12 protein-coding genes and 1 riboswitch are annotated in these 12,479 nt (G+C 66.4%); of the genes, 4 read left to right on the forward strand and 8 right to left on the reverse strand.

Annotated features, from left to right (window positions below):
- The gene (malQ, locus tag HCA61_RS19350; RefSeq protein WP_169689814.1) at positions 1-2,115 is read right to left on the reverse strand and encodes a 4-alpha-glucanotransferase; all 2,115 of its coding nucleotides are present in this window, start codon (positions 2,113-2,115) and stop codon (positions 1-3) included.
- 57 nt (positions 2,116-2,172) lie between these two features.
- Here malQ and HCA61_RS19355 point away from each other — a divergent pair, with 57 nt between their 5' ends.
- Positions 2,173-2,688, forward strand: coding sequence for an O-acetyl-ADP-ribose deacetylase (locus HCA61_RS19355; protein WP_169689815.1), 516 nt, complete (start codon positions 2,173-2,175; stop codon positions 2,686-2,688).
- Here the strand turns inward: HCA61_RS19355 and HCA61_RS19360 are convergent.
- Positions 2,685-4,097, reverse strand: coding sequence for a hypothetical protein (locus HCA61_RS19360; RefSeq protein WP_169689816.1), 1,413 nt, complete (start codon positions 4,095-4,097; stop codon positions 2,685-2,687). The genes HCA61_RS19355 and HCA61_RS19360 overlap by 4 nt on opposite strands.
- Before the next feature lie 115 nt (positions 4,098-4,212).
- Between HCA61_RS19360 and HCA61_RS26880 the strand changes: the two genes are divergently transcribed.
- The gene (locus HCA61_RS26880) at positions 4,213-4,806 is read left to right on the forward strand and encodes a potassium channel family protein (RefSeq protein ID WP_169689817.1); all 594 of its coding nucleotides are present in this window, start codon (positions 4,213-4,215) and stop codon (positions 4,804-4,806) included.
- An 80-nt stretch (positions 4,807-4,886) separates the two neighbouring features.
- Here the strand turns inward: HCA61_RS26880 and HCA61_RS19370 are convergent, their stop codons facing one another.
- The 6 genes from HCA61_RS19370 to HCA61_RS19395 form a co-directional block, all read right to left on the reverse strand.
- On the reverse strand, positions 4,887-5,450 hold the full coding sequence (locus HCA61_RS19370) for a LysM peptidoglycan-binding domain-containing protein (RefSeq protein ID WP_169689818.1): 564 nt from the start codon (positions 5,448-5,450) through the stop codon (positions 4,887-4,889).
- Between the two features lie 125 nt (positions 5,451-5,575).
- Entirely contained in the window at positions 5,576-6,571 is a 996-nt protein-coding gene (locus HCA61_RS19375) for an alpha/beta hydrolase (protein WP_169689819.1), read from the reverse strand.
- 189 nt (positions 6,572-6,760) lie between these two features.
- Positions 6,761-7,510, reverse strand: a complete 750-nt coding sequence (locus HCA61_RS19380; RefSeq protein WP_169689820.1) for an ABC transporter ATP-binding protein — start codon at positions 7,508-7,510, stop codon at positions 6,761-6,763.
- On the reverse strand, positions 7,507-8,256 hold the full coding sequence (locus tag HCA61_RS19385; protein WP_240959879.1) for an ABC transporter permease: 750 nt from the start codon (positions 8,254-8,256) through the stop codon (positions 7,507-7,509). The genes HCA61_RS19380 and HCA61_RS19385 overlap by 4 nt, the downstream gene beginning before the upstream one ends.
- A gap of 79 nt (positions 8,257-8,335) precedes the next feature.
- Positions 8,336-9,298, reverse strand: a complete 963-nt coding sequence (locus HCA61_RS19390) for an ABC transporter substrate-binding protein (protein ID WP_240959880.1) — start codon at positions 9,296-9,298, stop codon at positions 8,336-8,338.
- Between the two features lie 44 nt (positions 9,299-9,342).
- Positions 9,343-10,053, reverse strand: a complete 711-nt coding sequence (locus HCA61_RS19395; protein WP_169689822.1) for a TenA family protein — start codon at positions 10,051-10,053, stop codon at positions 9,343-9,345.
- Positions 10,046-10,142: riboswitch (TPP riboswitch) on the reverse strand. (Overlaps the previous gene by 8 nt.)
- Positions 10,143-10,225: 83 nt before the next feature.
- Here HCA61_RS19395 and HCA61_RS19400 point away from each other — a divergent pair.
- Positions 10,226-11,767, forward strand: a complete 1,542-nt coding sequence (locus HCA61_RS19400; protein ID WP_169689823.1) for a carboxylesterase/lipase family protein — start codon at positions 10,226-10,228, stop codon at positions 11,765-11,767.
- Positions 11,768-11,822: 55 nt separating this feature from the next.
- On the forward strand, positions 11,823-12,476 hold the full coding sequence (locus HCA61_RS19405; RefSeq protein ID WP_169689824.1) for a TetR/AcrR family transcriptional regulator: 654 nt from the start codon (positions 11,823-11,825) through the stop codon (positions 12,474-12,476).
- The last annotated feature ends 3 nt before the right edge of the window (positions 12,477-12,479 follow it).

The following is a 12,479-nucleotide window of genomic DNA, read 5'->3' on the forward strand; positions in this document are numbered from 1 at the left end:
TCAGCCGGGCTCGGCCGGGGACAACGCCTCCGCGAGTCGCGCAAAACGCTCATGACCGGTGAGGTCGTCGATGAGGACGGCCTCACCGTCGGCGTCTGCGAGCGGCACACGCCAATTCGGATACTCGTCGACGGTGCCCGGCTGATTCTGGCTACGGGGTTCACCGACCGCGTCGGCCAGTGACAACGCCAGCATGGCCGACGGACTCGCCGCGACGAGCCGATGCAGCGCCTCGACCTGGTGCTCGAGACTCTCGCCCTCTACCGGGTCGAGCAGCCCGCGATCGCGGGCGAGACCGAGCACCGCATCGCGTTCGGCTTCCGCGGCAGCGAACTCGGTCGCCAGGTCGTCTTTCAGTAACCCGAGCTTCGACCGGATCGAAATATGCTCCCCGGCAAGGTATCCGGACGTCGGAGGTAGGTCGTGTGTGGTGACCGACGTCAGGCACAACCGGCGGTAGCTCTCAGGTGCGCGCGGAGTGTCTCCGTCCTTCTCGAACCACAGGATCGACGTACCCGCGACCCCACGCTCAGCGAGATACTCCTGGACCCATCCCTCGAACACACCGAGATCCTCACCGATGACAACCGCATCCGCGCGGTGTGCCTCGAGTACCAGGATGCCGATCATCGCCTCGTGGTCGTACCGCACATACGCGCCTTCGCTCGGCGACGATCCTTCCGGCACCCACCATGTGCGGAACAGACCGAGGATGTGGTCGATCCGCACACCACCGGCATGTCGCAGCACCGACCGGAGCATCTCGCGGTACGGGCCGTAGCCGAGTTCCTCGAGGCGATCGGGACGCCACGGCGGCTGGTTCCAGTTCTGTCCGTTCAGGTTGAAGTCGTCGGGTGGGGCGCCCACTGTGACCCCCGCGGCCAGCGCATCGCCCAATGCCCACGCGTCGGCGCCCTCGCGTTTCACCCCCACCGCCAGGTCGTGTACGACACCGATGCCCATGCCCGCGGCTCGTGCCGCGATCTGTGCGGCGGCGAGTTGCTCGTCGCACAACCACTGCAACCAGCGGTGGAAATCGATGCGCTCGGCCAGTACGACGCGTTGGCGTTTCACCCAGGGATCGTCCGGAGCCGTGGCCCGCTCGTCCCAGTGGTGCGGCCCGGCCTTCTCTGCGAGTGCGCACCACAATGCGAAGTCGTCGAGTGCCCGGCCGCCGTCAGCGCAGAATGCTGCGTAACGAGCCTGACGGGCAGGACCCCGGGGCACACTGTGGATCCGCTCGAGCACCTTCAGTTTGGCGCGGAACACCGGATTCCGCTTCAGCCGTGCACCTTTCCGGTTCGCTTTCGCGCAGTCCCGTGCGCTCTCGTCGAGCAGTCTGCGCTGTTTGCGCGAAAGATAGGCGGCCTCGGGAATGTCCTCGACCCGCAGATAGAGGGGGTCCACGAACCGCCGTGAGGACGGAAGGTACGGAGACGGCTCGTGTGGGGGCCGCGGCTCGGCGGCGTGGACGGGATTGATCAACACGAAGTCGCCGCCATGGCCCGCGGTCACTGCTGTGAGATCGGCAAGATCGGCGAAGTCGCCTATACCCCAAGACCGGCTCGACCGGACCGAATACAGTTGTGCGGCCAAACCCCACTGTCGGGAGCGCAGCACGCGGTCTGCCGTGGACAGTCGCGCCGGCGTCACCACGAGCGTCGCGGTCGCTTCGATGTCGTTGCTGCGCGCATGGATCGTGTGCCAGCCCAGTGGTAGCGCAGGCACCGTGAAGGTGGCCCGGCCGACGAGCCGTCCGTCGACCATCCTCGGTTCGACCCACACGTCGAGCTGCTCGGCGTCGACGTCGGAGCCGTCCTCGGCCACTACCCACACCGAGACCGGATCTCCGTGCGGCACGTGTACGGCAAAAGGACGCCTATCGCCTTCGGCGACAACCAGCGACAGCGGCAGCATCTGCCGCCACGGTGCGTTCGGGACATCCGCGAGGGATTTGTCGATCTCGGCGTCCGAACCGGCGGGCACGTCGAGCGCTGCCAGGATCGAGCGCAGCGTCCGATCGGGGACATGATGTTCGAGGGTGTCCCATCCACGGTAGGTGCAGGACACCCCGTGGTACCCGGCGAGTTCGCGAAGCTTGTCCGACGACGTCACGCTCTGGAATCATGCCAGGAAACGCCCGTGGTGGCACTACCACGAACGAGAGACCACATGACAATCATCGACGTCGTCGAAGGTGATATCACCACGATTGCGGTCGACGCCATCGTCAACGCCGCCAACTCGTCGCTGCTCGGTGGAGGCGGAGTCGACGGCGCGATCCACCGCGCGGGCGGGCCGGAGATCCTCACCGAATGTCGCGCGCTGCGCGACACCACACTGCCCGACGGCCTTCCCGCGGGCGACGCGGTGGCCACCACAGCAGGACGACTGCCTGCTCGGTGGGTGATCCATACCGTCGGTCCCGTGTACGCACGTGACGACGACCGGTCGCTGATTCTCCGCTCCGCCTATCGCCGGTCACTGATGGTCGCGGACGAGCTCGGTGCGGCGACCGTGGCTTTTCCGCTGATCTCTGCCGGCGTCTACGGATGGCCGGTGGAGGACGCCGCCGCGCAGGCGGTCTCGGCGATTCGCGCCACTACGACGGCGGCTGCCACGGTCACCCTCGTCGGATACACGAGCGCCGTCGCTGACGTGCTGCGACGGGCAGTAGCGGGACGCTAGTCGCCGAATCCGTCGAAGAGCGTCGGCTCGTCCGGATTGTCGAACAGCGGCGGCTGGTCGGTGCTCGGCTTCGCCGGCGGGCGCCGGTGGTTCGGGATCTCCGTGGGCAGGTCGAGGTAGCTGAGGGCTGCGGCCAGCGACCAGCTCGTCAGCTTCCACTCGAGGGCCTTTGCGTCGGCAGCGGCGACACCGTCGTCGTCGCCCATGAAGGCACGGTTGAGGGATTCGCTGGTCCAGCCCACGTGCTGCTCGGTGCTGAGTTCGAGGAACTGCTGCAGCCGGGAGGCCTCCCGGTTTCCGATCGCCGCGACCGTCTCGACCGGTATATCGGAGCGCCCGTGGATGTGATGATCACGAAGTTCGAGCAGTGCCGCCGGAAGATCGTCTTCGAGGCGGGGTTCCCACAGGTCGTCCTCGAACAGATTGCGCTCGTCGGAGGATTCGAAATCCGGGGCCTCGAAATAATGATCGTGACCGTGACCGCGCATCGGAAGGCCGCCGATATGCGCTGCGAAGTCGTGGTCGACGCCCTCGAGGAAGCCGGACATGCGATCGAGAGCGGACACCAGATGTTCCGGCACGAAGGGCGACGCAGGCAGGTGGTTGACGACGGCGACGCGATCGTCGATGAGCACGAACTTCAGTTGCGGCCATTGCCGATTGAGATCGGACACCACCTCCATCGCGCGTGTGCGACCACTGATCGAATGCACGATCGGCGCAAGGAGATCCACCGTTGCTGCGCCCGCACCGACCCCGACGAACACGAGGACGTCGGCGAGACGCAGCACGAGGTCGCCGTCTTCGTCCCATGTGGGGGTGTCGCCGACCCGGTCGCCCACGGTGTCCTCGATGAGTTCTCGCAGGTGCTCCTCGCCGAGGGGATGGACAGGGCCTCGCATCGGCACTTTGGGAGAGACCTCGGCGACCGGTGCCGGAGTTTCCAACTCGTGGCTGCCGGCGGTCCCGAAGGATTCCGCACGTAGGAACAGAGGATGCGGAACGCCCCATACCTCGCGCAACACGCGCACCGCGACCTCGGCGAGCCGATCGGCCCACGACGAGGGGAGGTCCATCCAGAACGCGGGCGAGCCGCCGTCCTCCGGTGCGTCGGGATCACGCGACGGTGTCTGCCATCCCAAATCCAACAGCAGCGCCTCGTCGTGCGGCGACAGATGACGATCCTCGGTCAGATGGAGATTCGACGGTACTTCGCAGCGCACCTGCTGATCACCCCATGCGTAGAACTGCACGCACGGCCCGGCCGGTCCTCCGGCCTCCTCTGCCAGTGGCTCGAGCACGAGTCCGCCTCCATCGCGCATGGCTGCGACGTGGTCGGCGAGGTCCCCCCGGAACTCGCGCCAGGCCCGGTCGACGTCGCGGTCGAATCCGCTTTCCGGTTCGTCCATGAACCTGCCCCCTTCCTTCCCGACATTGACCCGTGTCGTGAACACTAGTCGGACCCACCGACACCGTGCCCGCCGGTGAGCGCGCCCACGCAGCGCCAGGCGCATACTGGCACCTGTGCCGAACAGCGCGCAGTCATCCGATGCAGCCGGGACCGGCAAGGCGGCGCAACTACGCGCACTCACGTGGCGGGCATTGCTTCGCACCGTGACGACGCTCGTGGTGGCGGGCACCGCCTACTTCACGCTTCCCTTCTCGGGACTCGACGACCTTCCCACACTGCTCCTGCTCGTATTCGGATCAGTAGTGGTGTGCGCGGTCTGCGGCTGGCAGGTGTGGTCGGTGCTGCGGTCGCCGCATCCGATGGTCCAGGCCATGGAGGGGATCGCCGCGACCGTCACCGTCTACATCCTCGGCTTCGCGTCGCTGTACGCGGTGATCTCGCAGGTCGAGCCGGAAGGATTCACGGAGGTCCTCACCCGGATGGGTGCTCTGTACTTCAGTCTCACAGTGTTCGCGACCGTCGGATTCGGGGACATCGCCGCGGTCACCGACGGAACGAGGGCGGTGGTCTCGGCGCAGATCGTGGGCAATCTGGTCTTTCTTGCCCTGGTGGTGCGGTTGTTCACGTTCGCGGCAAAGCAGCGGCGTCGCCAGGCAGGTCAGGAGCCTCTCGCAGGTCAGGGGCCTCTCGACGAGGAGGATCCGTGAACCGAGAGACGGTGAATGCCGAACGTCCCCACAACCGGACAGTCGGTGTGGGGACGTTCGGCATCAACGGCCTGCGGTCGTCAGGGGATGGTGAGCACCTGGCCGGGCTGGATCAGGTCCGGGTTGGAGACGCCGCTCGCATCGGCGATGCGCTGGTACTGGTTGCCGTCGCCGTAGAAACGCTCGGCGATTGCCCAGAGAGTGTCGCCGGAGGCGACAGTGTGGGTGCGGGCGGCCGGGGCCGCGGCAGGAGCGGGCTCGGCCGGTGCGGGAGCCACGTGGGCCGGCTCGGCAACGGGCTCTGCAGCCTTCGGAGCAACACTGTTGCTTGCCCAGACCGGCTTGTCTCCCGCGTACAGCACGACATTGCGGTCGTCCTGCACCGTCAGCCGCACACCTGAATTACCGCTCGTCTCCGACGCCCACACGGGGGAGTTGTCATCCTTGTACAGGACGAAGTTGCCGTCCTCCTGTACATTCGCGCGCACCGCGCCGGAGCCGTCGGTTCCCGTCGCCCACACGGCCTTGCCGCCCTCGGACAGGACCAGGTTGCCGTCCCGCTGGAGCACGAGAGTGTATTTGCCGTTGTCGGACTTCAGTTCCTGGCCCACACCGAGGCTTTGGCCGGAATTGAGAGAGCTCACGCTGACCCCTTCGATCGATACATGATGATTCGGGCAACCGGCTCGAACCGGGCGCCGTGACGCACAGTACCGCCCACCCGACTCCTAGCTGTGGATGCCGTAGAGGGGTCCTGCTGTTCGCTGGATCACACCGTGTCGAGCGAGCGCACGAACATTCCGATCTCGACGATCGCGCGACTGCCCTCGGGAACCAGTGACGCGGCAGCCTGGAACACGTGCGCCTGCTTCTCCCACACCTGCAGTTGCGTCGGCACACCTGCCGAGGCGAGACGGTAGGCCATCGTCTCGGCGTCGACGAACGTCATCTCCTCGGATCCGGTCTGGAGCAGCGCAGGCGGCATGCCGGTCAGGTCGAGATCCACGGGAGAAGGCACGGGCGCGTAGCGGTCATCGATCTGTTCGGCCCTCTCGATCAGGGTGGACAATGCCGGCACCGCCCGGCGCGGGAACAGCGCGCACTTCCGGGCATTCGGATGGTCGAGCTTGGGGCGGTGATCGAGGTCGGTCAGCGGCGAGATCGCGACGGTGCCCGCGGCTCGACCCAGCCCCAGCCGCAGTGCTTCGTGAGCCACGGAGAAAGCGAGAAATCCGCCCGCGGAATCGCCTGCGATGACGATCCGATCGATCGGGTAGCCATGGGCGATGAGCCAGCGGAGTCCGGACAGGCCGTCGTCGACCGCATGTCGGATCGGGTGACGTGGCAGCATCCGGTAGGCCACCGACAGGGCCGGGGCGCCTGCTGCCGCCGAGATGCGCGACACCAGTTGGCGGTGGGTGGTCAGCCCGCAGCACAGAAACGCTCCGCCGTGCAGGTACAGGATTGCGGTGCGGCCGCCGGCGCCGGGGGCACGGACGAACTCGGCGGGGCAGGTATCCAACGTCATGCGGTGATACTCGGTCCCAGGTGCCGGGAGCAGGGGGAACGCTGCGCGGTCGACCAGACCCGTGGGCCACGGAAGGGACGGCGTGAGCGCCCACGCGTCGAGGAGTGGTCGCACCGTGTGGCGCAAGGAGATGCTCAGGGCGCGCGAGGCGATGCTGACGCCGCCGTATTCCTCGATCTGCGGGGTGGAGCGTGCACGGACAGGCGCGACGAGGGGGGCGGACAATGCGCTGCTCATCTCGTCGCCTCCTCGCCACTCGCCGCAACACCGGACGGGTGTTCGAACTACGGATCATTCAAGCTACGCCCGAGGTGTGGTGCAGGTGGGCCTCGTAATCCGATAGATACGACGTGGCACGCCAGCTGCAGGTGGGGTGGCATCCTGTTACCGATTCGATATTGCGGGTTGTCCGAACAGCGCGAGCGATCAAAGCATGTCGGATCGTGAGTGCAGGACCGACACGAGTTCACGTTCGATCGCCACGAATTCGGGGTCGGCCAGCAACTCCAACGACCGTGGTCGCGGTAGCCCGACCCGGACTTCGTGCAGGATCCGTGCAGGTCGCGGCGAAAGGACCAGGACGCGGTCGGACAGCAGGACGGCCTCACGTACGTCGTGCGTGATCATCAGGACGGTCCACCGGTCGCGCAGCCACACCGACTGCAGCCACAACTGCATGTCGGTGCGGGTGAGTGAGTCGAGAGCGCCGAACGGTTCGTCGAGCAACAGAATCTCGCGTTGTTGGATCACTGTTCGCGCCAACGCTGCACGCTGACGCATCCCGCCGGACAGTTGCGACGGACGAGCCTCCTCGAACCCGGCGAGTCCGAACGTGGGGAACAGTGTCCGCGCCCGCGCGCGTGCCTCCCGACGTGGCACGCCCTGAACTTCGAGGGCGAGCGCGCAGTTGTCGAGGACTGTGCGCCATGGGAACAGGAGATCCTTCTGGGGCATCAGTGCAGCGCACCCCGGGGACGCAGGAGCGCCGCCGACCGTGACGGTCCCCTCGTCGGGCGTGTCGAGTCCCGCGACCAGACCGAACAGCGTGGACTTCCCCGACCCGCTCGGACCGATGACCGATACGAATTCCCCTGGGGACACGTCGAACCCGACGTCGTCGAGCACGTGGTTGCCGTCGAACGACCGGTGGACGCCGGAGAGGGTGACGGCACTCATGCGTGGCTCCCTGTTGCTCGATTCTCTGTGCCGAGGGCCCACGGTGCGATCAAGCGCTGTGCCACGTACGTGAGCAGGTACAACACCAATGACACTGTCGCGGTGACCAGTACCGCGGCGAGCACCAGATCGGTGCGGAACGAATTCTTCTGGATGGCCATGTAGATGCCGAGCCCCGATGTGGCGCCGACGTACTCCGCGAACACCGCGCCCACCACGGCGTAGGTGATGCCGATGCGCAGCGAGGTGAAGAACCGAGGGAGCGCCGAGGGAAGACGCACGTACCGGAACTCTTGCCAGCGAGTGGCTCCCATACTGCGCAGAAGTGCCCCGGCCTCGCGATCGGTCGCGGCAAATCCCTCGATCAGGCCGATCGCCATCGGAAAGAAGGTGGCCAGCGCGATCACCAGAATCTTCGGCAGGAGACCGAATCCGAACCAGATGATCATGAGCGGGGCAATTGCGATGATCGGCAGTGTCTGCGAGGCGACGAACAGCGGCACGAATGCTCGCCGTAGGAACGGCGAGAAATCGACCGCGACTGCCAGTAGCCACGCCACGGTCAGCGACACCACGAAACCGACGAGTGTGACCTGCAGTGTCGCAGCGGCGTGCTCGGCTATGGCGATGCGATGTGCCCACCCCTGCTGCAACACGCGCGTGGGGGACGGCAGCACTTGCGGGCGGATTCCGCTGACCATCACATAGAGCTGCCATGTCGCGACGAGTACCACCGCGACGACCATCGCAGGAAGTACACGATCGATGCGGCGTCGGAGCGGGGAGTTCCGGCCTGTCGTGACCCGGATCTCGGCCCCCGCGGGCTCAGTGCGTTTGGTAGTCATCGGTGAGGTAGGTCGACCAGTCGGGCTCGGTGGTCAACCGCGCGCCGTCGGGACCGGTGAGCAGCCCCTGCTCGTACAGGAACCGGGCGTACCCGGCCCATCTGCTCGCGTCGAGGGTCCCGACGCGTCCCTGGTCGTCACGCATGAAGTCGGCGGAGAGCATCCGCTGACTCTCGAAGACGAGTTCTTCGTTCGAGAACGTACCCGGGTTGGCGTCGAGCAGCGCACGCGCGCCCCGATCGGGATCGTCGGCAGCGATCTCGTAGCCACGCTGCAGTGCTTGCACGAACGCGCGACCACGATCGGGGTTCTCGGCGAGCCAGTCCTCGTTGCCGTTCACGACGATCGCGTACTGATCGGGGAAGCCGTAGTCGGTGTAGTCGAAATAGCGCATCGGCAGTCCACGATGCTCCGCTTCGAGTCCCTCCCACGCCAGATACGAGACGGTGAAGTCCGCGGTACCCGAGTAGACGGCCTCGTACGCCGACGTTCCGAGAACGATCTCTTCGAACTCGCCTTGTCCTCCGTCGTTGCGGATGACCTGCGCCAGCGTTTCCGAGACGCCCGGGTCGGCGAACCCCGCGTAGATCCGGCCGTCGAGATCGGCCGGTCGCGTGAGATCGTCGCGGTCGGACTTGACGGCTATCGCTGTCGCCCAATGTTGTAGCGGGGCGAGGACCGCAACGGTATGTGCTCCCGCGGCGCGTGCGAACGTAGCCATTCCATGGGTCGAGATCCCGAACTCCGCATTGCCCGCGTCGACGAGAGTGTCGGGTGACGCATCGTTGTAAGGAAGGATCTCGACGTCGAGCCCGGCGTCGTCGAACAATCCTTCCTGCAGCGCCACGTACAGACCGGTGTGGTTGGTGTTGGGCGTCCAGTCGAGTGCGAACCGGATCGTGTCGTCGGAACCGCCACCGGCGCACGCGCTGGCTGCGCACAGCGTGAAGACGGCGGCGGCGAGCGAGACGATCCGGTGCCGCAGCGTCACGATGCGGGCCACGGCTGCGTGTTCAGGGCGGTATCCCAGAACAGCAACTCGTAGCGGGTCGCAAGCGTGAACGCGTCGATCATCGCGTCGCGTTCGGGCTCGGTGGCCGCGGCCCCTGCAGCGTCGACGAGGGTGCGTGCGGTGGCGACCGAATTCTGGAATCCTTGGTCGTCATAGGTGGCGACCCATCGCGCGTAGGGGTGGGCCGGGTCGGCAGCAAGCACAGCAGCTGCGCTGGACGCAAGGTCGCGGCACACGTCGGCGTAGATCCAGAAGCACGGCAACACCGCGGCGGCTCCCACCGGATACGGCTCGGTCGCGACGGTCGCCGTCAGATACGACACGTAGCCGAGGCACGCGGGGGAATGCGCGACATGATCGTCGTTCGCGGGCAGTGCACCCCCGGTCAGGAGTTGCCGATGCAGCGCCGATTCTTCGGTTGCAGCCGTCGCGGAACTCGTGGCCCAGAATGCGCCGGTGACCGGATCGGGCGCCTTGGCGGAGAGTAATGCGAGCGCTTTCGCGTATCCGGCCAGGTAGAGCGCATCCTGCTCGATGTAGAAGCGGAACGACTCGAGCGGCAATGTGCCGTCGCCGAGGCGGCGCAGGAACTCGAGGTCGTCGATGGAGTCGCGCAGAACCTTCGTGCGGTCCCACAGGACATCGGTGAAACGGTCGGTCGGTGAAGCGTGCGCAGGCACAGTCATCCCGAATCATCCCTTCGTCAGCATTACCTGATCAGGTTCGACGGGTGTGATCTCAGCCCCGCTGTCGCGAAGCACCCCGTGTCGGTCGGAGGCGACGATAGCACCTCGGGCGGGCCGTGGGCACGGCTGCCGATGGGTACGTTGGGATGCGAGAAGCTCACCGGGAGGTCATGTGGACGCCGAGACGCTCGTTGTCGGATGCAAGTACGGCGACGCCCGCGGGTACCGCGACGGCGCGGTGTATTCGTGGAAGGGGATCCCGTTTGCGGCCCCGACCGGCGGCGACATGAGATTCCGCTCGCCGGAGAGTCCCCGGCCGTGGTCGGGCGTGCTCGATTGCGAGCGGTACGGTCCGATCGCTCCGCAGAGCCCGAACAGCCCGATCGGAATCTCGCCCGAGATGTCGATCGGGGAGGACTGCCTCTCCCTCAACATCTGGGCGCCCGAACCGGACGGCGAGAAACGTCCGGTGATGGTGTGGATCCACGGTGGTGCCTATGTCATCGGTTACTCGGGTCAGAAGATCTACGACGGGCGTGCGCTCTGCGAAGCGGGGAACGTCGTGGTGGTCACCCTCAACTATCGCCTGGGCGCCCTCGGATTCCTCGATCTGTCGTCCTTCTCGTCCGCCGACGACACATACGAGTCGAATCTGGGTTTGCGAGATCAAATTTCGGCGCTCGAGTGGGTGCGCGACTGCATCGCGAACTTCGGAGGCGACCCGGATAATGTCACCCTGTTCGGCGAATCGTCCGGTGGGGGCTCGGTCACGACGCTGATGACGGTGCCTCGTGCGGATGGGTTGTTCCATCGGGCGATCGCGCAGTCGCCGCCGGCGACGTCGGTATACGGCCGTGAGCGTGCCGCGGTGGTCGCCGAGCGGTTCCTCGGGATCCTCGAGGTGCCTCCGGCTCGGGTGGGGCGTCTTCGGCAGATGCCCTTCGAGCAGCTCGTCGAGGCGGCCGAAACCGTGGTCGGGGAGATCCCCACGAAAGTTCCGGGCACCTTGGCCATGACGCCGGTGGTCGATCGCGACCTCGTGCCCAAGTACCCGGTCGCGGCATTCCAGAAAGGCCTGTCGCACCGGGTGCCGCTCATCATCGGTTCGAACAAGGACGAGCCGTCGATCTTCCGGTTCATGAAGTCGCCGTTGATGCCGGTCGACGATTCGTCCGTGCGCGCCATGCTGGAGGCGCTTGCGAAGGACCGCCCCGATCTCGAGCCCGCGCGGCTCGCCGAGATCGCCGCAGCGTATCCCGATCTGCCGAAGCCGAGCGGGGCGATGGCCTTGTCCCGCGACGCCGGGTTCCGGATGCCGGTGTTGTGGGTGGCGGAAGCGCACTCCGAGCATTCCCCCACGTGGGTGTACCGCTTCGACCACGCAACGCCGATGCTCAAGGCAGCGCGGATCGGTGCCGGGCACGCAACCGAATTACCCTACGTATTCGGTAATTTCGGCACGCTCGGTCGAGATCCGAGTTTCTGGCTCGGTGGGCGCAAGAGTGCGATCGAGGTGTCGGGCCGGATCCAGCGACGATGGTTGGCGTTCGCGAAGCACGCGGTTCCTGCCGCACTGGACGCGTCGAAGCACTGGCCGCAGTACGAGCCGCGTGAGCGGGCCACCCTACTCATCGATGCACGAGACACAGTGGTCGCAGACCCGGAGGGCGCAATGCGTGAGGTGTGGGGCGCGCAGGTGATGGGTTTCTCCTGAACCGGGCCGGTGGCGCAGTCTTGACGTCGTTGAACGCGTGTGCAACCCTTGGAACATGCGTTCAACCGAGGGCGTTTCCGACCTCACCACACGCGCTCGCATCCGCGACGCGGCGATCTGTTGCGTTGCTCGGGATGGGGTGAACGTCTCACTCCGGGCCATCGCCTCGGAATGCGGCGTGAGCGCCTCGCTCATCGTGCACCACTTCGGTTCCCGGGCCGGTCTGCGCGAGCACTGCGACGGGTACGTCCTGGGCAGCATCCGAGAGCTCAAATCCTCGGCCCTCGAGCCGGGCAGCGGCGTCGCGGCAATGCTCGCTCAGCTCGAGAACATCGGGAGCTACGCCCCGCTCATCGGCTACCTGATCCGGAGTCTCCAGGCCCGCGGCCCCGCCTCCGAAGAGTTCCTCGATCATCTGGTGGCCACCACCGAGGATTACCTCGCGAAAGGCACCGAGTCCGGCGTCGTGAGTCGCAGTCGCAATCCTGAGGCACGGGCGCGGGCTCTGGTCGAATTGAGTACCGGCGCGCTCCTGCTGCATGTCCCCGGGCCGAACGAGCCCCTCGACCTCGACGCACTGCCCGCTTGGCTCAGTTCCTACACCGACCGTCTCCTGCTCCCGTTGCTCGAGCTCTACACCGAACCGCTCCTTACCGACTCGAGCATGCTCACCGCGTATCTGGCCGCTCGCGAGGCGGCTCTCTCGTAACCG

The sequence above is a fragment of the Rhodococcus sp. HNM0563 genome (assembly GCF_012726195.1).
Classification (GTDB): domain Bacteria; phylum Actinomycetota; class Actinomycetes; order Mycobacteriales; family Mycobacteriaceae; genus Rhodococcus.

Coding starts and splice junctions, on each gene's coding strand:
- HCA61_RS19395 (WP_169689822.1), bottom strand. CDS start 10,053: ATGACTGTGCCTGCGCACGCTTCACCGACCGACCGTTTCACCGATGTC.
- HCA61_RS19375 (WP_169689819.1), bottom strand. CDS start 6,571: ATGAGCAGCGCATTGTCCGCCCCCCTCGTCGCGCCTGTCCGTGCACGC.
- HCA61_RS19380 (WP_169689820.1), bottom strand. CDS start 7,510: ATGAGTGCCGTCACCCTCTCCGGCGTCCACCGGTCGTTCGACGGCAAC.
- HCA61_RS19355 (WP_169689815.1), top strand. CDS start 2,173: ATGACAATCATCGACGTCGTCGAAGGTGATATCACCACGATTGCGGTC.
- HCA61_RS19405 (WP_169689824.1), top strand. CDS start 11,823: ATGCGTTCAACCGAGGGCGTTTCCGACCTCACCACACGCGCTCGCATC.
- HCA61_RS19360 (WP_169689816.1), bottom strand. CDS start 4,097: ATGGACGAACCGGAAAGCGGATTCGACCGCGACGTCGACCGGGCCTGG.
- HCA61_RS19385 (WP_240959879.1), bottom strand. CDS start 8,256: ATGGTCGTCGCGGTGGTACTCGTCGCGACATGGCAGCTCTATGTGATG.